Below are 20,713 nucleotides of genomic sequence, written 5' to 3'. Positions count from 1 at the left end.
TTATAATAGGCAGAGATAACGACAGCTGGTAAGCTTAGCAGCGATTTGAATTTTGCCTTGGGTGATATTATCATACGCCTCATATTCAGTGCTATCATCTATAAAAACACATAGCAAATGCAAGCCCATTTCCTTAAAAAATGCTTCACTATATAAAGGTTCACTAAGGTAATTCATTTATGTCCATGTTTAGTATAGAACCTAACAACCTAGCTCTGAGTCTCACACTTGGACTTAGCTTAAGCCTTAGTGGATGCCAAGTTTTGCCAAAGCAACCGCATTTGCCCGAAAGCGTTGCACTATCAGCACGTGTTGACGCTTTATATCAGCAGGAAGGCGATCAAGTTAGTGCACAAGATACCGCTGACAATACCAATTTGGTTGCGGCTATTAGTGAGCAGAACAATATCCATCCTGAGCTGTCAGGCTATCATCCCATCGTAACAGGTGCGAACGCTTTTGCATCTCGCAGTATCTTAACTGAAATGGCCACACGTAATATCGATGCACAGTATTATATTTGGCATAACGATCAATCGGGTCAGTTATTGTTAAAAGATCTGTGGAGAGCTGCCGAGCGTGGGGTAATTGTACGCTTGCTATTGGATGATTTTAATAACAATGCAGAATTTGATCAGCATCTTTTGCGTTTTGCCAGTCATCCCAATATTGCGGTACGTATCATTAATCCTTTGGTGCATCGTAAGCTTCAGACATTGAATTATGTCACGGGTTTACCACGTATCAATCGCCGCATGCATAATAAAAGTATGACCTTTGATAAGCAAATTACTATTATTGGGGGACGCAATATCGGCAATGAATATCTGAGTAATGATCAAAACAGTCAGTTTGCAGACTTAGATGTATTGCTGATTGGCAAGGTAGTTGGCGATATTGACAATAGCTTTGCCAGTTACTGGTCTTCACCGCTGTCGTTCGATATCGAAACGTTAGTCACGCCTGATAATGATGTCCCATCTGGTTTCTTAGAAGCACTAGACAAGCTTGGGCCAGAAGATAAGGATGATAATCGTAGTGATGTGACTGTCTATAAGACGGCCATCGAAGAATCTACCATCGATGAAGACTTGCTTAATAAGCGTGTGCCCTTTCGTTGGACAGACATGCAGTTTTTGAGTGATGATGTAGGCAAACTATCAAAAACCGTCTCATCTGAAACCAACTTGGTGCATCAATTGCGCACTTTGCTTGGTAGCCCTACTAAACAATTAACCATTATTTCTTCCTACTTTGTTCCAACCAAAGATGGGGTCAATACATTGGTAAAACTGGCTGAGTCTGGGATTGATATTAAAATTTTGACCAACTCATTTGATGCTACTGATGTGACTGCGGTTCATTCTGGTTACATACAATGGCGCCCTGTTCTTTTAAAGGCAGGCGTTAGAATTTATGAGCTAAAATCAACCGCTTCTGAAGAAAAGCGCGAAAACAAATTGTGGAAAGCGCGCAGCCAGTCCTCAACCAGCTTACATGCAAAAACGTTTGCGGTTGACGACTACCAAGTTTTCATTGGTTCTTACAATGTTGATCCGCGCTCTGCCAATATCAATACCGAAATGGGCGTAATCATCAATGACGACCAACTGGCAAAACAATTGCATGGTGCGCTAAGTGATGATTTGTTGAACCAGGCTTATGAGGTTAAATTACTCGATAACGGCAAACTGCAATGGCATACGATGGAAGATGACAAAAAAGTGGTTTACGACTCAGAACCACGCGTCGATGTGAGTGACCATGTTTGGCTGACCATTATGTCATGGTTGCCTATTGATTGGCTGCTATAGCTGTCATACTAAAAAGTAAAAGTAATCGGAAAACCTACTTCTTAGTAATGAAATAGCTCATGGAATTGGGCATTTTTGACTCATACACGTGTAATCAGATTACTTACTTTTCAATTATTTTTTGCTCAACACTTCATCTTTTCGACCAATCATTATTTTTTATACTGATTTGCCGTTTTTTATTATGGTCAGTTATTTTGACAGTAACTGGCTTGATGAGCACTTTTATATGTGGATACGCGACTTACTATGCCTTCTCGTTCTCAATATGCCCTTATGTCTGCTAAAGACAAAAACATTGTCCTATTAGTATGTTTTAGCAGCGCAGTCGCGTTTTTCGATTTTTTGATTTATTTGTATATCGCTGATGTTGTAGCGACAAATTTTTTCCCTGTCAGTGTCAACCCTACTATTACAAAAATTCAAGGGCTTGGACTCTTTGCCATTGGTTATTTGGCTCGACCTATTGGCGGTCTTATTTTTGGGCGTTATGGTGACATCAAGGGTCGAAAGCCCGTACTACTGATCAGTATGTTAGTAACGGTAATCAGTCTGGCTGCAATGGCAATGCTGCCAACTTACGCCCAATGGGGATTAGTGGCACCAGCCTTATTCATTATATTACGACTGATACAAGGTATTGCTTTTGGGCTTTATGTCCCTCTTGCTTGGGTTTTTGTGGCAGAACATGTACCTCGCCAGTACTCATCAGTAGCCTGTAGCTATGTCACCGCCAGTTTTTATGTGGGGGTTTTATTTTCCAATGCTTTTTTTCTTTGGCTAACCAATAGTATGACACCTGACCAATTGGCCGATTACGGTTGGCGTTTGCCTTTCTTAACTGGCGCTATTTTAAGTCTTGTACCTCTGCTGGCATGGCGCTGGATAGATGAATCGCCATTCTTTGTCGAAATGAAAAAATCAAAGCCTGATAACTATATTGCTAAACCATTCCGTCTTCTTTTTAAACATTGTAAACACTCCATATTTATTGGCATGGTTCTTACGATTATTCTTTCTAGTATAACCACGGTCATTGTACTCTTACTGCCTGATTTGATTGAATTACGCTTTGCTTTAGACAGTGATTTGTTTGGATTCTCACACAGCCTGGGAATTGTCTTTATGGTTCTTGGTTGTATCTTTTATGGTCTGATATCGAACCAACAAAACTTTGGTAAAGTTTTGGCCATTGGTTCTACTTTATTGATCATTCAGATGCTTTTATTCTTTTATCATTTGCAAGCAAGTGGTGACTACATTCTCATTATGTATTCTCTCTTAGGTTTTTCTGCTGGTATTGTCGGTATGGTTCCAGCAATTCTTGTGCGTTTGTTTCCAACCAACGTACGACTAACTGGAATGGCTTTTTGTTATAATATGGCTTACGGTATTGTCGGTGTACTGGTTCCGTTCGGACTTGGCTACGCAACGTTATATGTGAGCTTCTCACCAGCGCTTTATATTGCGTTCGTCGGTTTTATTGGCATTATTATGGGTATTTATTTTTATAACTTACCTGAATTCAAAAAAATCGATGAAGTTATCTGATAAATAGCTGAGTTACATACTCTTAGCTCGTGAACGTACAGTATTTTATATATCGATTTAGTATAAGGGGTTGTTTATTACATACCTCTTATTCATTTATTAGCGATAAAAACGTAAACCGTAAGACTCAAACATTTCATTATTAAAGGCTGTACAACCATGGTTGATATGACCAACAAGCGACTCTCCGTTGCACCCATGATCGATTGGACAACGACAGATTATCGGTACTTTGCACGACTTTTTAACCCTCATACGTATCTGTATACCGAGATGATCAGTACAGGTGCATTGATACATGGCAATCGGGCGCGGCACCTACGTTTTGATGCGCTTGAGCATCCTTTAGTGCTACAACTTGGTGGAGCAGATACGACTGAGATGACTCAGTGCGCAGTGTTTGCTCAGCAATATGGTTATGATGAAGTCAATATCAACGTTGGTTGCCCCTCTGACCGTGTACAGTACAACAAAATTGGGGCATGTCTTATGGCGGAGCCTCATACTGTCGCAGACTTGGTCAAACACATGCAGGCCGCTGTTGATATCCCTGTGACCGTGAAGCATCGCATTGGTATTGATGATTTTGATAGTTATGAGTTTATGGCAAATTTTGTCCAAAAAGTCGCTGATGCTGGCTGTACACGTTTTATCGTGCATGCGAGAACCGCTTGGTTACAAGGTCTTAGCCCAAAACAAAATCGCGAGATACCGCCACTGCGTTACGATGACGTCTATCGCCTCAAACAAGATTTTGCTGAATTGGATATCGAAATCAACGGTGGTATCGAGACAATCAGCGATATTGACATGCATTTACAGCATCTAGACGGCGTTATGATTGGACGCGCTTTTTATCATAACCCTTACTTACTGGCAGAAGCCAATAGCTTGTGGGGACATGCTGTTCCTAAACGCTCACAGATTTTAGAGCAGCTCTACCCCTATTTAGAACAACAGATTGCCAAAGGTGAGGCTCTACCAACGATGACTCGGCACTATCTGGGACTGTTTCAAGGGTTAACAGGTGCTCGTAAATGGCGACAATCCCTAAGTGGTAAACCGCAACTAACGCTTGATGAGGTTAAACGAGCAGCTGATGAGGTTTTACTGTTGAATCCTGACGCCTAATTAAAAGAATGGCTCAATAGTTACGTTTCTAGTGATTGTAATACCTATATTGTTCATGCTGTTTGAGCAATATACTGTCCCATTGCCACGCCGTTGTTGATCATGTGCATTAACATAGGCAACAGCAATGAGCCTGATTTGACACGAGCATAGCAAAAGAGAAGTGCTAGCACCACGATGGTACTGATTTCGTAGATACCATACTGCACGTGAATCACCGCAAATATCAAGCTGGTCACTAAACTTGCCACAATTGCTCCATGATGTCTCCATTGAGATGTCACGAATTGCTCTGAGATAGCAGACCATAGTATGCCGCGAAATACCAATTCCTCATATAATGGCGCAACGATCACCATGGCAAAGACCAATAACCAGACCGAGCTGACTGATTGGTATAAAGGGTCGACAAATACCAATGGTGTTTCATCCAAAAAATACGTCAATACTTGACTACCAATCATAAAGAGTATCAACAACCCAAGCATCTTCATGCCTGTCGAAAAAGCAAATGGCTTCAATGCCAAATACTGGCGGCTGTTACCGCCCCGCAAGCGAATAATTAAGACGCTAATCGCTACTAATAATACACAGCCAATGATGATTGAATAACTGATCACTGTGCCATCGTTACCACCAAAAAAGAATATATCAGCGACGGTTGTATTTTTAGTAGAAGGCAATACCAACTTGCCTGCAAAGTACACCCCCAGCAATTGGCTTATAAAAAAAGCGAGCACCATACCTATGGTCAACAGACAAGCTCCTAAGCGAGAAAATAAAGGAGACTGCTTAGATAGGGGTGTAGGATTGTCTGAATCAATAGCATTTTTTGGCATAAAGTCGTTACTCAAAAGGACAGTCTATCAGTCCAAATCTATAATGAAGTGAATAGTAGTCGGTAATTAATCTTTACTCTGCCAGCTGTTTCTGAATCAACACTAGTACCTGCAATGCTACTGATCTTGGATGCTCAAGCGGGAACATGTGACCACCCGCATGGGTTTCATAAGGAATGCCCAATCGTGATTTGACTTGCTGTGGAAAGCGACGTTTTAAAAAAAGACTGTCCTCACCAATGATTAAGATAACCGGCGGTTTGGGAGCACGATTTGGTGCAAGCCAATACCAAGAGGGATTGGTGCGAAATACAGCTACTTCACTGGCTTTCGGGATGGCCAAGGTCACTTTGCCATCGGCGCGCTCATGCAAACCGTGATCGATGTATCCTTGAAAACTACGCTCATCAAAATCTTTAAAAAATCCTTTGTGGCGCATTTTTTCATAAGCGTCTTGCCGACTATCCCACACATCGCGGCGATGCTTGGACACGCCTGCTGGCGACAGTTTATCCATCAAACGGTTATTCATGAGTGGCAATCTATCAGCCGTCTTTGCCAAATGCCATAGCAAACTGACTTTGCCATAAATCCAAGGCGGATCCATAAGTACCGCTTGGCTAAAGCGCGCAGGCGATTTATATAATGCTTGTAAAGTACACATAGCACCAAGTGAGTGACCCACCCCAACGACTTGCGTAACGCCATGCTTCTCACAGGTATTTTTCACACTATCGATAATCTGCTGCGTCAGACTACGCCAATGGTCATCGACTGGATAATCAGGGGTAGCGCCCAACATCGCAATATACTCAATCGTAAAAAACTCAGTCAATGGTTCAAAAAACGGTGCGTAGACAGCACTTGGCATGCCATTGGCGTGAGCAAAATGGATAACTGGCTTGTTCGTTATTTTAGATACAGGTAACGCCTCAAAGGCATTTACATCAATTTTATCACTCATAATAGGCACTCATTAGATCATTATGAACAGGTTAAACGTTTTTATCATGATTGACCTCTTTCATTCTTTGCCCAAGATCTGACAAGGTTATCAATTTTTGTGTTTGTTTTTACCTACAATTAAGGCTGAGCATAGTTCTATGCTCAGCCTTAACAATCATACACAGTAAATCTGAAATATTAAATGCTTAACGCATCTTCGCATTACCTTCTTCTTGCGGCAAAAAACCATCCAAACTCATGCTAGAACCAATACCTGCGCCCAGTTGTACGGCAAAACGATCCATAAACATTTGGAACGGATCGGTTGGACTGTAATTAATGATAGTATCAAGATCCAATTTTTTGCTAAGACTTGTGATACTACCTGTTTTGTCTGCCAAACCTAGCTCTATAGACTGCTCACCTGTCCAGAACAACCCTGAAAACAGTTTGTTTTGTTCAGGATTTTTTAGACGATCGCCGCGGCCTTCTTTAACGGCATTGATAAAATGCTTGTGCGTATTGGCAAGCACACCTTCGACATGTTTTTCTTCGTAGTCAGTCAATGGACGCGACAGACTTAAGATGTCTTTGTACTCACCAGCTGTGATGGTACGATCTTCTACGCCAACCTTATCCATTAAACCTTTGACATTGTAGCTTGGCATAATGACACCGATAGAACCAACCAAGCTCGATGGATTGACATAGATCTCATCTGCGGCAGAGGCAATATAATAAGCACCTGACGCACCAATATCACCGATAACGGCATAAAGCTTTTTGTCTGGGTACTCTTTACGCAGATCCATCATGGTCTGCCAAATCTCATCAGACTGTACTGGTGAACCGCCCGGTGAGTTAATGTCTAACGCCACCGCTTTAGAGTTACTGTTTTCAAAAGCGTCTCTCAATGCCTCATTGACATCGTAGGCATTGGCCACGTCATCATTACTGATCACACCTTGAAGCTCAACCACCGCTAAATGCGGCTGACTCGTATCGACCCCATCTATACCCGTAGTCGGTGTGCTACAACTACGACCCAGCATTAAAAATATCAGCAATAGATAACCAAAGGTCAATAGTTTAAAAAAGATACTCCAGCGACGAGCACGGCGTTGCTCAACCACGCTAGCCAATAAGGTGTTTTCTAGCACTCGCCACTCTTGACCACTCGGCGGGCTTTGCTGCTGCATTGATACGGGCTGGTTTGCCGAATTATCAGGACGTTTGTTAGGGTCTGGTGGCCAGTTGGGCATATAACTTCCTAAGTCAGAAACAATCTAAAACAATAAAAAAGATAACGTAGAAAAATCTAGAACGAGAGTGAATTCTCACACTCTATACTTTTAACTTGTCACAGTCATCTGTATTAACAAGCTGCTAAGTATGGTGGTATTTCATTTATGGTTCAATAGTATAACTGTGAAATATCACGATATTGTAACGCCCGTCTTATAAGTACTATTTTTGAGGTGACACGTTGCCAATTTCACCTAGCGATAATGCCACCTCTAACCCTTTATCATCATAAGTCATGATTGCATCTATTTTTTGATACCTCAGTACCTCGGTCGTGATCTGTGATTCGCTATGTCCAAGCCAAGTGGTATGGGATGAGGTTTGATTGTTAAAAGCATCAGCGGAACACAGTAACGACCACATTTGCCAGACCCGCTGGTGAGTATCAGTATTTAAGATAAGGCGCGATAATGGGTCATTTACTTGCTGAACAGTTGAGTGATCGCTCGATATGCGCGTTTGAATAGTAGAAGGCAATGATTTGAGGGGATGAGCTGCATCATACTTTAATATTTGGATGGGCAAGCTGGTATCAAGCGCTATCGTACAATCCCAAACACTGGCATCCCCTACCTTACTCCAACCCGTTAGTGCTTGAATGGTTAACGCTCCATTCGGTAGTTGCCATGTCGTACCTTGTTCGCAGGGTTGAGTACTCACACCTAACCTACCTTCAGAATGATTAATGGTCTGATACGCTTGCTGCAAATTGCCCCAGCGATCAGAGCGACCGGCTTGCCAATATTGACCAATAGGAATACGCGCAGCCAACTGGGCGACTGTCATGGGCAATATCTCAGATTGCCTGATATCAGGCGTAGCAAACGTGTCATTATTATTGAGTGTGGTCGTTAATCCAGCATAGCCACTCTGCACTATAATGCCTTCTAGCGCATCGACAGATAGACTACCTAATTGTTGCTCCAATGCCGTAAATAGCTTATCAGACGTTAATCTGCTTGGCATTGTTCGTATGGTGGTAGGTCTATGATCTGCTAAAAATAGCCAATTTATATTTTTATTCTTACTTGTGTGCTCATTATTCCCATTAGGATACTGCAACAAGACAGCGCTTACATAACGGTCGCCCGTTGGCAAAATATATAACGTCGGTATCGTTTTTAATGATTGCTGATTGGCATATACTGTCATCATTAATAATGTCAAAGGCGGAAGCGCCAGCCAGCGACTAACAAACCCTCGTGGTAATAGCCAAGGCACCATACTTAATATCACCATGAGCATTATCGCTGTATTTATAGGTGTGTATAACCACGCTTTTGACAACGATGGTAGTGACGTTAGCCAAATAATAAGCTCATGCAAATGAGCCACGATGGTACTGACGAGCGTCCAAATACTGTCTGCTATAGCAGGTGATAATAGATAGCAAAGCCCTGCTAATAAATTGAGCGGTACAATCACCCATCCAAACAGTCCAATTGCAAATAAATTTATGATAAGCCCCCACAGCGACGCTTTACCAAATAAGAGCAAAGTGATGGGTAATAAAGTAATAAATAACCAAAACTGTAGTTTAAATAGACGTTTACTTGTCTCCCAAATACGCTTAGAAAAACCATTCACTAAACCGACGTTATGGACTGTATCAGATTGTGCATCTCTGTTTGAGGTATCATCGTATTTGAGTAGTAGTGCCACAGCAATAAAAGACAACCAATAGCCTGCTTGCCATAATACATAAGGGTCATGCCATGCTATCAGCACGGCCAACGCAAATAAGACACGTATCGTACTGATAGGTAGCAATGTCAAACGTATCAACCCCAATGCCAATAGCATCCAAGCAGTACGCGCAGCTGGCACATCAAAACCTGTAAATAACGCATACACAAAAGCTGCACCCACCATCACTCCCCAGCGCAATTGCCAGCGCGGGACAGAGCGATATACCGTCGGGTATAGTCGATCAAAGATAAAGACCACTCCTGCTGACAACATAATGGCCAAAAACAAAATATGTGTGCCAGATATGGCCAGCAAATGCGAGATACCAGCCAGCTGATACAAATCTTTGGTATCTCGACTGATTAAACTACGATCACCAGTTAACAAACTCAAAGTAACCGCTCTCGCTTGCTGATCAATCGCCGTCAGTTCTAACCAATCCTCATAAAAATGCTGGCGTAATTGCCACCGTCCTTGGTCAATTCGAGTGCGAAAGTTGTGGATATAGGAATGATCAGAAAATACTGATGTTGAGTTAGCGTCAGGCACAGTCACAGTGCTAGTCGCTAATACGTTCGCTACTCCATCAACATGTCGAGCTTTTAGCCAGCGATAACTATCGAAGCCAGAGGGATTATTGATGGTTTGCTCGGAAGTCGCAATTGGTGCTAGTGCCAGACTCATAAATATCTGATCACCTGGCTTTAAATGGTTCAACCTTCTTAGTTGACTGTCATTAGAGGGTTTGCCAAGTGAGGATTTGGATGGGTTCTTTGGATACGCATTGAGCAATATTCGATATGTAGCGCCTTCACTATCAAATTTGTGAGCAAAACTTTTAAGTGAATTATCACCGCTTAGGCTATTATTAACTGCATACTTGTCTGTTATTTTATTTAAATCTTGAGTGCTTAAATCAGAAACCAATGGTGAGATTTGACTAACGATGGCAACTTGTCGATAGCCGCTCTCCATAGAGTCATCATAAACACTATCACTTATCCCCTCAATCGTTACCAATGCTTGCACACGCATAGGTTCAATAACTTCTGTGGTTCTTGCCTGCTGATAGCTATTTATCGCTTGCAAGGCACTGCCAACTATCAGCCCGGTTGCCAAAACAGCGACTAAAATGTAAGTAATAATACGGAAAAAGCGATGAGGTAGAATATTGGAAGGCGTCTGAGAAGATGCTAGATTACTTGCTGACGGTGTCGTAAATTGAAGAACAGCCACCAAAATGATGGATAACATCGTTAATAATAAAAATAAGCTAGAAGGACTAGTAAGACCTGACAAAAATGAATCGAGCGACATTGGTATACTGTCTGCGACTGCCAACACACCTATCATCGCCACAAGAATCAGACCAACAATTAACCAATACACCCGTGCTCCTTGCTTGATAATAAGGGTAAACGATGCAATCACATATAGAGATGTGTTATCAAAAAAAATGCGTCAATACGATATAGACTCAAACAGCCACAACTGCTACCTCATGTAATAGCATTTCTATTTATATTGCCCTATACTGATTATACATATTGCGATAATACCCATCTGACACTATCATCCAATATGTTCTTGTCCTCACTTTTTACTAATGACATTACTTTATATCAGTCCATCGATAAGATTGATCGGACTGTCTTTAATGATTAAAGGCGATCCCGTGCCCCAAAAACGTCTAAAAGACTTGCTGCCTACACCGGAGAAAATCCTAGAAAGTCGCACTCTAAAATTATTCGCACCCCATTTGGCAGACCCAAGATTGTGGCAATTTAATCGCCATAGTTTGAATAAGGCCGTCTATATTGGTGTACTCAGTGCCTTTTTTCCATTGCCAGGACAGATGCTATTGGCACTGATTGGCTCATTGATTTTCCGTGCCAATGTACCTATGGCGCTAGGCTTGACTTGGATTACCAATCCGCTCACGACCCTACCCGTTTTTTATGCAAGTTACTATGTGGGGGCCAAGATTCTTGATGTGCCGATGATTAGTCTACGACTGATCGGGCGGATGATTGCTGATTTTAGCTTATGGATACTATCGAATGGTGACAATCCTTTTGTGACCTATCGTGGCACCGTCTCACTTGCGGCTTTTTGTATCGGGGTCATCGTTTTAGCGATTATCACAAGTCTTATTTGCGGATTGGCATTTAAAGCAATTTGGCGTTACAAAACTGTTATTAGCTGGCAAAAACGGCAGCAGGAACCAACGGATAAGTCACCCAAAGATTGATGGCATCTCATTAATATCAAATTAGTAGAAGCCCACACAACTAATGATAATTAAAGCCTATCTGTTGTGAGCGATACTGATATGTGATCAAGTATCACTCACTCTAAACAGTAGAGCCGCTTTTTGTTTCAATCACTCTTCGTCTTTGCTGTTTTCCATTGCCACTTGAATCTCATCGGCAAGATTTGCATTCATAACAAAAACGTCAATCACCTCGTCATTCTTGAGTAGTGTGTAGCGTTTGCCCGTTGCACTGTCTTGCGCTTTTAGATCAAAATCAGCACCAGCCAGAGTAATGGCATCAAACACAGGCGTTAAAATCTCTACCTGTGCGTGTCTATCAAACGTATCAAATAGCGTTACATCCATATAAGGCTTTAATGGCTCGTTGCCTTCTTCAGCGCTGCCGAAAGCTTCAATTGGATCGTCGTTTGCGTTCATTGTATTCATCCTTATCTCGTTATCAGAAATGGCGAGTGACTTATCATTCTTTTATGATGTCTTTTTCTTGTCTTGCTGATTTCACATTGCTGCGTGGCAGGTTTAATATTGTTCCCAATGACCATTACGTAGCAAAAGCTGGCGATCTGCCAATGCCGCCAGATTACGGTCATGGGTCACCATGAGTAATGCCGTTTGCATGGTATTTTGCAATTCTGATAACAGCCCAAAAACACTCTGTGCGTTATCATAATCTAAGTTACCTGTCGGCTCATCTGCCAAAATAAGCGAGGGCTTGGTCACAAGCGCACGGGCAATGGCAACACGCTGACGTTCGCCCCCCGACAGCTCACCTGGTCGATGTGCCAGTCGATGCTCAAGGCCAACACTCTCTAGGATATCAATTGCCTGTTGACGCGCTTCATTTATCGATACTTTTGGACGCATCAGTAAAGGCATAGCAACGTTTTCAACGGCTGTAAATTCCGCCAGTAGATGGTGAAACTGATAGATGAATCCTAAATACTTGTTACGCATGGCACCACGTTCAGTTTCATTCATACTATTTAGCAATTGACCATGAAGCCAGACTTCGCCGCTGGTTGGTGTATCAAGACCACCAAGTAAGTGTAGTAAAGTACTTTTACCCGAACCACTGGTACCAACGATAGCAATGCGTTCGCCAGGGTGAACAGTCAAATCAAGACCAGTCAATACTTGCGTACTAACTGCCCCTTCATCGTATATCTTGTTGATATCTTTTGCCTCTAAAATGGCAGACATGACGCTTCCTTTATTCTATTCATACTGAGGTTGATGCCTCATCAAGTTTAATTAGCCTCTAGAAACCCAAGCCTCCCTTAAAACATGCTTATACTTTAAGGGACATTATTCATATCTTGGGCTACTAATGTTTCTAATTATTCATAACGTAGGGTTTGTGCTGGCTGGATTCTAGCTGCTCGGCGTGCTGGATAGATGGTTGCTAAGAAGCTTAAGATGAACGAAGCGCCTGTGATCAATACAACATCTAACAAACGTAACTGCGATGGCAAATAGTTAACGAAATAAGCATCAAATAAATTCAGACCAAAAGTCTGATTAATGAAGCCTAAAATATCGCTAACAGTGAGCGCAAATATTACGCCCAATATCGTGCCAGCAATCGTACCAATAACACCAATAACAACCCCTTGCACCATAAAGACCTGCGTAATCAAACGAGGAGATGCGCCAAAAGTTTTTAAAATCGCAATGTCTGCTTTTTTATCAGTGACGAGCATGACTAGACTTGACACGATATTGAAGGCTGCAACCAAAATAATTAAGAATAACAGCAGGCCTACCATGGCTTTTTCCATTTGAATAGCGCCAAATAGATTGCCGTGAGTTTGCGTCCAATTATTAGGATATAAACGTTCAGGCGCGATCGCTGCTGCTTTTTCTGATGCCATTGGCGCATTGAAGATATCATTGAGCTTCATACGCACACCTTGTGCTCCATCAGGAAGGCGCAGTAGTTTTGCAGCATCATTCATTGGAATGAACGCCATCAAACTATCAACTTCAGGACTGATCGTATAAATACCTGTTAAGGTAAACCGTTTGAAGCGCGGTATAACGCCTGCAGGCGAAGGCGAAGCTTCTGGCAGTACCAGTGTGACTTTATCACCAAGACGTAGCCCTAATGACTGTACCATCTCTTCACCCAGCACAATGCTAAAATCGCCACTTTGTAGGGTATCGATACTGCCTTCAATCATATGATCATTGATGATTGAAACCTTTTTTTCATACTCAGGATCGACACCTGTGACCATGATTCCGGCAACCTGCCCATTTGAGGTCAGCATGCCTTGCAACTGAATAAAGGGAGCTACGGCTGCCACTTCTGGATCTTCTTTGATTTTATCAGCCAATTGCTGCCAATCACCGATGATTTCGGTTGAGACGACAGTTGCTTGCGGCACCATACCCAAGATACGGGTTTTGAGTTCACGATCAAAACCATTCATGACCGACAGCACCGTTATTAATACAGCCACTCCCAGCGTCAAACCAATCATCGAGATGAGTGATATAAAGGAGATAAAACGGTTACTGCGTTCTGCTCGGGTGTATCGTAAGCCGATAAATAACGCTAAAGGACGAAACATATTCAAACTCTTTATCTTATCTACGTGCGACTTTATATATGTTATAAAATGAGCTATATCAAATGCACCATGCGCTTGCATTTGTCATACTCACATACAAATCGAACACAAAAACAGGGTTTAAGGCAGCTCAAGGACAGCTGTCAAAAGGGAGCTAGTTTGACACAATTTGTCGGATATGTGCCACTCATTAGAGAAAATTGAGTATATTTTCTGATAAAAATTTGGGTTTTGTTACTATTTTTAATGAAGGACTTGCTATTACTTGCGTCAATACCTATATATTGTATGCTAAGGACAATTGTCATTAACCATTTATTGCTGTTTGTTGACTCTATGCTGATGATCACATTGCTGACTATCATAAACCAATATCGTTAAGTATTGTATGGTACATACGCAACAGCAGTTTTGGGTTCAAACTTCACGCTGACTTAATTTTGAGTATTTTCATGACTATTAATTACCAATATAAAAATATCCAAACCCCTACCAAAATCACCTTAACCGATGAGCAATCTGCAGGTCACGCTGATCATTGGCGTATCTTAACCGATGACATGAGTCATGACGTGCCAGAATGGCTACAAAAGATGATTGAAAAAGCGGCAATGCCTAAAGGTCTCAATAGCAATGTGAGCGCTCAAGACAGCTGCTTGCTGCTATCTGAAAACCAACCTTGCCATATCAACCAGGTACTGGCCATGAAAAATGGTAAGCCTGAATGCTTTATCAATGCCTACCCTTGTGTCGACAGCCCTTATGGGCTGAACTGTAAAATTGAGCGCGTCATTGCCAATGACAGCTCGCACGATGCCGTTTTACGTTTACGTACGGCTGATGGCAGTATCATTTATGCCTTTGACCAGCTTTATACAACCAATCGCCATCTTTATCAGCGTGATACGTCTTATTTTGTGAACTTGAGTGCTTGGGCACACGAAATCAAACCAAGCGAACAAAATGAGGTGATTATGGTAGAAGATCAAGAATCGATCCGTTATCACCGTGCGTTTAATGACATCGTGGCGGCCAACGATGGTCAAATTCCGGACGATCTGCAAGCACAGATCAGCGAATGGAAACCTGAGACCGAAGCACAAATGGCACCCGTAGAAATCAACTTGGGTCATATGTGCGCTTATCTATTTGGCGACACCCTAGGACAAGAAGACGAAGCATGGTGTCAAGGTCAAGTACTGGGCAAGCAAAACACGGTATTTAATGGCAAATCCATCATTTTATTTGACGTGGTAGTATTGCGTGAACAAGATGCAGATCCATTTGTGATGCGGATTGGCGCACTGAATACATCAGAAACTGCGGCTATTGAAGTTAATGACTATGTACAAGCAAACGTCTGGTTACAAGCGGCTATCTATAAAGAAAATCAACAAAATGCTACCCAGCAATCAAAAGCCAGTTGATTGAGTAAGAAAAATATTTGAGTATATGCTGAGTCAATAAAAAAGCCCCTAATATCTATTAGGGGCTTTCTTGTTATAATTTTTAGACAAGTCTAAAAAACACTAAGCCATTGTCGTCGCTGACTTAATACGACTATATAACTCTTTTTGCTCCGCGCTTGGACGCGCTGTCTGTACTGCCATCAATTGTGACATATCGCCTTCGACACGAATCTTGCCACTCATGAATGCACCCATAATTTGATTGGTATCAAAATCAGTGATAATAGATTGTAGAATATCGCGATCAAGCAATAAGGTCGTTGTTGCTGAATCATTCAAACCGCGATGTAATAAGCCATTCGTAAAGTTGGCTTCAATATCTTGCTCAGCGTCAGACACCTTTAGATTAACGATCATGTTGGCAAGTGCTGGCGGCAAGTTAAGCTCACCTGCTTCATTCCCCATTTGCTCTACTTGCTCAAACCATTCATTTGTCAAAAATACAGCCATGTTATTTTCCTTAATTGGTATTATGTAGGACTGAGTCGTTTCGCTCTCGTCCGATTAAATATTGAATTATAAAATAGAGCAGATAGTATCGACATAGACAGGCGCTAGCATCACTCTTTTTCTGCCTCATTATAAGGGGCGACTTAATGATAAGTAAAACCTATTTATATCGCTTAGACTGCAATTGTTACAAAAATATTGCTCGTATTTTTGCACTCACTGAAGCACTTTGTCTATTTTTTAGCACAAACATATCCCTAGAATAGTGATATGTTTGGGTATAAAATGAAGAGACAACCCAGTGGTAACAAGTTGATCGCTAATATTTTTACTAAAGAGTTTGTATTTTGGCGCATAGTCCTAATGATATTTCATTAAGATTGCGTTACAATACCCTTAAACAGAGTCGGGAGTTTTAACTAAATATTACATAAACCTGTTTTTTTGTCAGCCGCCGCTAGCACAAGTCTATTGCCATGTGTTTTCTATGAATATTAGTATCTGTCTTTATTGGTGCAAATTTTTTGATAATAATGAAGATAAATACTTAACCTCATCAGAGGTTTGATGTTAAGAAACGGCGCATCTTCTTATTTAACCTATTAACAATCCTACTATCGACTAGCTATGAGCACTGAGTGTTTCAGTTTTCTCTTCTGATTTATTAGTACTGGCTAATACAAGAGAACGCTTAAAGCGATAGTTAATAGCGTTACGGTAATAAGTGAATCAAAAAGCAGTATATCCCGCAATCATTATCTGCTTATAAATTTTTATAATGCAGATGATGCGGTGCATTAGTTAATTCTGTTGATAATTCGGGCTGTAAAGGAATCATCCAATGAGTTTACAAAACACAGCAGTCGCCCCAGTGGACCGTGAGTACGAAATTACTGTCATAAGATTTTTTACGACAATGGCCGTGATTTGGGGCATCGTCGGCATGAGTATTGGGGTGTTCATTGCTTCGCAGTTAGTATGGCCAGCACTTAACTTTGATATTCCATGGCTGACCTTTAGTCGTCTAAGACCGCTACATACTAATGCGGTCATTTTTGCGTTCGGTGGTTCTGCCCTGTTCGCAACGTCTTACTATATTGTTCAGCGTACTTGTAAGACAAGATTATTTGCTCCTTATCTGGCTTGGTTTACCTTTTGGGGCTGGCAAGCGGTTATTGTATCAGCCGTTATTACGCTTCCTTTAGGTCTGACTTCGTCTAAAGAATATGCAGAGCTTGAGTGGCCAATCGATATTTTGATTGCCTTGGTATGGATATCTTATGCCATTGTCTTTTTCGGGACTCTCATCAAACGTAAAACCTCACACATTTATGTGGCTAACTGGTTTTTTGCCGCTTTTATTATTACGATTGCACTGCTGCATATCGTGAACAGCATGGCAATTCCTGTTAGTGCGTTTAAGTCTTATTCGTTATTTAGTGGTGCGACCGATGCAATGGTACAGTGGTGGTACGGACATAATGCGGTCGGCTTTTATTTAACGGCTGCCTTCCTTGGAATGATGTATTATTTTGTCCCAGTACAGATTGGTCGTCCTATCTACTCTTATCGTTTGTCTATTGTTCACTTTTGGGCATTGATTGCTTCGTACATGTGGGCAGGTGGTCATCATTTACATTATTCAGCCTTGCCAGATTGGACACAATCACTAGCAATGGTGTTTTCTATTATCCTATTCGCACCTTCTTGGGGCGGTATGATTAATGGTGTATTAACCCTCTCAGGTAGCTGGGATAAGCTGCGTACCGATCCCATCATTCGCTTTATGATCGTGGCATTATCGTTTTACGCGATGTCGACGTTTGAAGGCCCAATGATGTCAATTAAAACGGTCAATGCGTTATCACATAACACGGATTGGACGATTGGTCATGTTCACTCAGGTGCGCTTGGCTGGGTTGGTATGATTACTATTGGTTCATTATACGTCTTGTTACCACGTATTTATAATAAACCAAAGATGTACTCTATTAGCTTAATTACCACGCATTTTTGGTTGGCAACTGCAGGTACTATCTTCTATATCGTATCTATGTGGATTTCAGGTATTGGTCAAGGCATGATGTGGCTTGCAACGAATCCTGATGGTACTTTGGTATACAGTTTCGTTGATACCGTTGAGTTCTCACATTTTCCATATATGGGTCGTGCTTTTGGTGGCTTCTTATATGTATCGGGTATGTTCGTTATGGCATATAACTGCTATAAAACGCTCAAGATGCCAGAAGGTAAACCTGTGGACATTGCAGATCCAACTGATCATGAACCTAGTGTCGATGAAACCTCGACAGCTGCTAACGTATAAGGAGCGATCATGGCTGGTACACCGCATGAAATTATTGAAAAAAATACAGGCTTGTTGGTCATCGGTATCGTTATTGCTATTAGCTTTGCAACGCTAGTTGAAATCGTGCCGTTGATCTATGACTATAAAGGTCCTGAAGAAGGTGGTGTGAACGCTCCCCTTCCCTCTATGGAGCCTTGGACTGCATTAGAATTTGAAGGCCGTGATATCTATATTCGTGAAGGCTGTCACGTTTGCCATACACAGATGGTTCGTCCACTGCGTGCTGAAGTTGAACGTTATGGACCCTACTCGCGTGCTGCTGAATCAACATGGGACCACCCGTTCTTATGGGGTTCAAAACGTACTGGACCTGATCTAGCACGTGTTGGTGGCCGCTACTCAGAAGATTGGCAAAAACAGCATTTGATTGATCCACGTTCGCTAGTACCTGAATCAGTCATGCCAGGCTTCCCATGGCTTGCTACTAACGAAGTAAATGGTGCGAACGTTCAAACTAAAATGCGTCTATTCCGCGATCGCTTTGGTGTGCCTTATACTGAAGAAGATATCGAAGGGGCTCCTGATGCTGTTCTTGGCGCCACTGAGCTTGATGCTTTGGTTGCCTATCTACAGCAGTTAGGTACCGCGATGGAAGGACAGCGCTAATGGGTATTGGTGAATTACAAACAATTGCGACCGTTTCTGCCTTTATTGCTTTCGTAGGTATTGCATGGTGGGCGTATTCGCCAAAAAACAAAAAACGTTTCGAAGAAGATGCACAACTTGCGCTTGATGACAAAGATGTAAAAGCTTTGTCTGAAGAGCAGCGCAATAAGGATGAACGATGACATTTTTTTGGAGTTCTTGGATTACCTTACTAAGTTTCGCGTGTTGGGCATTTATCCTCGGCATCTTACTAATGGTATTGAAATACAAGCCAAAGCTAGAAGACGACGGTACAACAGGTCATGCTTATGATGGCATTAAAGAATATGACAAACCCTTACCCAAATGGTGGTTAGTAATATTTTTTGGGTCTATCGCTTGGGGAGTTGTATATTGGGTATTTTTCCCAGCAATGGTTCCAGGAAAATGGGAAGGCCTTGCCACCGTAGAAGTTGATGGCGAAACTGTGCCATGGACCTCTAAGAACGAGCTATATAGTGACCTTGAAAGTAACAATAAAGTATTTACTGATAACTTTGAAAAGAACATTTTAGCGCAAGCGGATGCCAGCGGTGCGACGTCTACTTTGACCGAACTTGCTAAGCTACAGTCAGCAAGAAGTCATAGTGAAAATCCACCTGCAGACTTACAGACTAAGATTGATGGAAAAGTAGCAGAACTTGCTCCTTACGTTGAGAAATTGTCTGAAAATCCAAATGCTTTAAAAGTGGGTAGTCGTTTGTTCTTACAGAACTGCTCAGTATGCCATGGCTCAAATGCTAAAGGCGCAGTTGGCTATCCTAATTTGACGGATAACGACTGGTTGTATGGTGGCGCACCTGAAAATATCTTGACGACACTACATAATGGTCGCGTCGGTGGTATGGCAGCGTGGCGTGATCAAATCGGTGAAGATGGCGTACGTGCGGCAGCTGAATATGTTTTATCTATTTCTGGTAATCAACAAGATTATGAGCTAGATCAAACAATGGTTGCTCAAGGTAAGGCAATATTTAATCAGCCTACCAATTGTGTACTTTGTCACGGTAATGATGCCAAAGGTATGATTTCAACTGGCGCGCCAAACTTAACGGATAAAATTTGGTTATATGGTGGCGACCGTGAGACTATTCGTGAGACCTTACGTTATGGTCGTGCGGGTGTCATGCCTGAGTGGCAAACTAAGTTAGGTAATGAGCGTATTATGCTTCTTGCGGCCTATGTCTATTCTTTATCAGATAAGACCGCTCAACCAGCTGTTGCTAGTACTGCTACTTCTGCTACTCAATCAGCCGTTGCTAATACTGCCGCTCAACCTGCAGCAACTGAAACAGCAACTGCTAATTGATATTTCTGAGTTAGCTTTTTAATTAAAATGGACAAGCTTTAGTAAAGGGAGAACTGTCATAACAGTTCTCCCTTTTTTATCTTTTTATACTAGAAGATTTATTCTCTATAAATTGAAGTCGTAAAATGACTGTCCAATAGGCAGTTATTCTTACATATTGATTGCTTTTTAAGATCATTACCCCATTTAAAGTAGGGATAATGTTAAAATAACGGTATTTTAAATTGTCCTATAAGTTACTGATCTTCATCGTCATTATTGATTTTTATTAAGCCATTCATTCGCAATTGATTTTTAGTAGTGGATTTGGACTGTATTTCTGTTTTATCCGCCGCTTACTGACATGGATA

Annotated in this window: 17 protein-coding genes; 9 read left to right on the top strand and 8 right to left on the bottom strand. The window is 41.7% G+C overall.

Translation table 11 applies throughout. The features are described 5' to 3' along the window. Window positions 1-179: 179 nt before the first annotated feature. The 3 genes from FW759_RS05410 (at window position 180) to dusA (ending at window position 4,496) form a co-directional block, all read left to right on the top strand. Entirely contained in the window at window positions 180-1,814 is a 1,635-nt protein-coding gene (locus FW759_RS05410) for a phospholipase D family protein (protein ID WP_062844942.1), read from the top strand. 249 nt (window positions 1,815-2,063) lie between these two features. After that, entirely contained in the window at window positions 2,064-3,365 is a 1,302-nt protein-coding gene (locus tag FW759_RS05405; protein ID WP_062844943.1) for an MFS transporter, read from the top strand. 159 nt (window positions 3,366-3,524) lie between these two features. Further along, complete coding sequence (gene dusA, locus FW759_RS05400; protein ID WP_062844944.1) at window positions 3,525-4,496, top strand: tRNA dihydrouridine(20/20a) synthase DusA; 972 nt, start codon at window positions 3,525-3,527, stop codon at window positions 4,494-4,496. A gap of 53 nt (window positions 4,497-4,549) precedes the next feature. Here dusA and FW759_RS05395 read toward each other — a convergent pair whose 3' ends face one another. From FW759_RS05395 to FW759_RS05380, 4 genes are all read right to left on the bottom strand, one after another. Next, window positions 4,550-5,335: a CPBP family intramembrane glutamic endopeptidase gene (locus FW759_RS05395; RefSeq protein WP_446442393.1), complete on the bottom strand. Its 786-nt coding sequence runs from the start codon at window positions 5,333-5,335 to the stop codon at window positions 4,550-4,552. Between the two features lie 73 nt (window positions 5,336-5,408). Further along, entirely contained in the window at window positions 5,409-6,299 is an 891-nt protein-coding gene (locus tag FW759_RS05390) for an alpha/beta hydrolase (RefSeq protein ID WP_446442392.1), read from the bottom strand. Window positions 6,300-6,486: 187 nt separating this feature from the next. Further along, a complete protein-coding gene (gene sppA, locus FW759_RS05385; protein ID WP_062844947.1) occupies window positions 6,487-7,542 on the bottom strand; it encodes a signal peptide peptidase SppA in 1,056 nt (351 codons plus the stop codon). A gap of 205 nt (window positions 7,543-7,747) precedes the next feature. Further along, window positions 7,748-10,663 (bottom strand): ComEC/Rec2 family competence protein, encoded by a 2,916-nt coding sequence (locus FW759_RS05380; protein ID WP_446442391.1) that lies wholly within the window; start codon window positions 10,661-10,663, stop codon window positions 7,748-7,750. Window positions 10,664-10,949: 286 nt separating this feature from the next. On the opposite strand from FW759_RS05380, the gene FW759_RS05375 reads away from it, so the two are divergent. After that, entirely contained in the window at window positions 10,950-11,525 is a 576-nt protein-coding gene (locus tag FW759_RS05375) for a DUF2062 domain-containing protein (RefSeq protein WP_228139850.1), read from the top strand. A 132-nt stretch (window positions 11,526-11,657) separates the two neighbouring features. On the opposite strand, the gene FW759_RS05370 is transcribed toward FW759_RS05375, so the two are convergent. From FW759_RS05370 to FW759_RS05360, 3 genes are all read right to left on the bottom strand, one after another. Beyond that, window positions 11,658-11,966, bottom strand: a complete 309-nt coding sequence (locus FW759_RS05370; RefSeq protein ID WP_095570249.1) for a hypothetical protein — start codon at window positions 11,964-11,966, stop codon at window positions 11,658-11,660. Between the two features lie 102 nt (window positions 11,967-12,068). Continuing rightward, window positions 12,069-12,749 carry a lipoprotein-releasing ABC transporter ATP-binding protein LolD gene (gene lolD / locus FW759_RS05365; RefSeq protein ID WP_062844981.1) on the bottom strand — a complete coding sequence of 227 codons (681 nt, stop codon included), beginning with the start codon at window positions 12,747-12,749 and terminating at the stop codon, window positions 12,069-12,071. Between the two features lie 137 nt (window positions 12,750-12,886). Next, window positions 12,887-14,122: a lipoprotein-releasing ABC transporter permease subunit gene (locus FW759_RS05360; RefSeq protein WP_062844982.1), complete on the bottom strand. Its 1,236-nt coding sequence runs from the start codon at window positions 14,120-14,122 to the stop codon at window positions 12,887-12,889. Window positions 14,123-14,574: 452 nt separating this feature from the next. On the opposite strand from FW759_RS05360, the gene FW759_RS05355 reads away from it, so the two are divergent. Further along, window positions 14,575-15,549, top strand: a complete 975-nt coding sequence (locus FW759_RS05355; RefSeq protein ID WP_446442390.1) for a hypothetical protein — start codon at window positions 14,575-14,577, stop codon at window positions 15,547-15,549. A gap of 102 nt (window positions 15,550-15,651) precedes the next feature. Here FW759_RS05355 and FW759_RS05350 read toward each other — a convergent pair whose 3' ends face one another. After that, window positions 15,652-16,041 (bottom strand): SCP2 sterol-binding domain-containing protein, encoded by a 390-nt coding sequence (locus FW759_RS05350; protein WP_062844984.1) that lies wholly within the window; start codon window positions 16,039-16,041, stop codon window positions 15,652-15,654. An 841-nt stretch (window positions 16,042-16,882) separates the two neighbouring features. Here FW759_RS05350 and ccoN point away from each other — a divergent pair. From ccoN to ccoP, 4 genes are read left to right on the top strand one after another with little or no spacing between them, the layout of a single operon-like run. Further along, on the top strand, window positions 16,883-18,367 hold the full coding sequence (gene ccoN / locus FW759_RS05345) for a cytochrome-c oxidase, cbb3-type subunit I (protein ID WP_062844985.1): 1,485 nt from the start codon (window positions 16,883-16,885) through the stop codon (window positions 18,365-18,367). Window positions 18,368-18,376: 9 nt separating this feature from the next. Further along, complete coding sequence (gene ccoO / locus FW759_RS05340; RefSeq protein ID WP_062844986.1) at window positions 18,377-19,015, top strand: cytochrome-c oxidase, cbb3-type subunit II; 639 nt, start codon at window positions 18,377-18,379, stop codon at window positions 19,013-19,015. Next, window positions 19,015-19,197: a CcoQ/FixQ family Cbb3-type cytochrome c oxidase assembly chaperone gene (locus tag FW759_RS05335; RefSeq protein WP_062844987.1), complete on the top strand. Its 183-nt coding sequence runs from the start codon at window positions 19,015-19,017 to the stop codon at window positions 19,195-19,197. Before ccoO ends, FW759_RS05335 begins: the two co-directional genes overlap by 1 nt. Beyond that, window positions 19,194-20,363, top strand: coding sequence for a cytochrome-c oxidase, cbb3-type subunit III (gene ccoP / locus FW759_RS05330; protein ID WP_062844988.1), 1,170 nt, complete (start codon window positions 19,194-19,196; stop codon window positions 20,361-20,363). The genes FW759_RS05335 and ccoP overlap by 4 nt, the downstream gene beginning before the upstream one ends. The last annotated feature ends 350 nt before the right edge of the window (window positions 20,364-20,713 follow it).

The sequence above is a fragment of the Psychrobacter sp. 1176_08 genome, from assembly GCF_052850615.1.
The sequence above is the reverse complement of the archived record's forward strand: the minus strand, read 5'-3'. Positions and strand labels throughout refer to the sequence as shown.

Excerpts from the sequence above, each read along its gene's own strand:
- FW759_RS05410 (WP_062844942.1), top strand. The coding sequence starts at position 180 with ATGTCCATGTTTAGTATAGAACCTAACAACCTAGCTCTGAGTCTCACA.
- FW759_RS05405 (WP_062844943.1), top strand. The coding sequence starts at position 2,064 with ATGCCTTCTCGTTCTCAATATGCCCTTATGTCTGCTAAAGACAAAAAC.
- dusA (WP_062844944.1), top strand. The coding sequence starts at position 3,525 with ATGGTTGATATGACCAACAAGCGACTCTCCGTTGCACCCATGATCGAT.
- FW759_RS05395 (WP_446442393.1), bottom strand. The coding sequence starts at position 5,335 with ATGCCAAAAAATGCTATTGATTCAGACAATCCTACACCCCTATCTAAG.
- FW759_RS05390 (WP_446442392.1), bottom strand. The coding sequence starts at position 6,299 with ATGAGTGATAAAATTGATGTAAATGCCTTTGAGGCGTTACCTGTATCT.
- sppA (WP_062844947.1), bottom strand. The coding sequence starts at position 7,542 with ATGCCCAACTGGCCACCAGACCCTAACAAACGTCCTGATAATTCGGCA.
- FW759_RS05370 (WP_095570249.1), bottom strand. The coding sequence starts at position 11,966 with ATGAACGCAAACGACGATCCAATTGAAGCTTTCGGCAGCGCTGAAGAA.
- lolD (WP_062844981.1), bottom strand. The coding sequence starts at position 12,749 with ATGTCTGCCATTTTAGAGGCAAAAGATATCAACAAGATATACGATGAA.
- FW759_RS05360 (WP_062844982.1), bottom strand. The coding sequence starts at position 14,122 with ATGTTTCGTCCTTTAGCGTTATTTATCGGCTTACGATACACCCGAGCA.
- FW759_RS05355 (WP_446442390.1), top strand. The coding sequence starts at position 14,575 with ATGACTATTAATTACCAATATAAAAATATCCAAACCCCTACCAAAATC.
- FW759_RS05350 (WP_062844984.1), bottom strand. The coding sequence starts at position 16,041 with ATGGCTGTATTTTTGACAAATGAATGGTTTGAGCAAGTAGAGCAAATG.
- ccoN (WP_062844985.1), top strand. The coding sequence starts at position 16,883 with ATGAGTTTACAAAACACAGCAGTCGCCCCAGTGGACCGTGAGTACGAA.
- ccoO (WP_062844986.1), top strand. The coding sequence starts at position 18,377 with ATGGCTGGTACACCGCATGAAATTATTGAAAAAAATACAGGCTTGTTG.
- FW759_RS05335 (WP_062844987.1), top strand. The coding sequence starts at position 19,015 with ATGGGTATTGGTGAATTACAAACAATTGCGACCGTTTCTGCCTTTATT.
- ccoP (WP_062844988.1), top strand. The coding sequence starts at position 19,194 with ATGACATTTTTTTGGAGTTCTTGGATTACCTTACTAAGTTTCGCGTGT.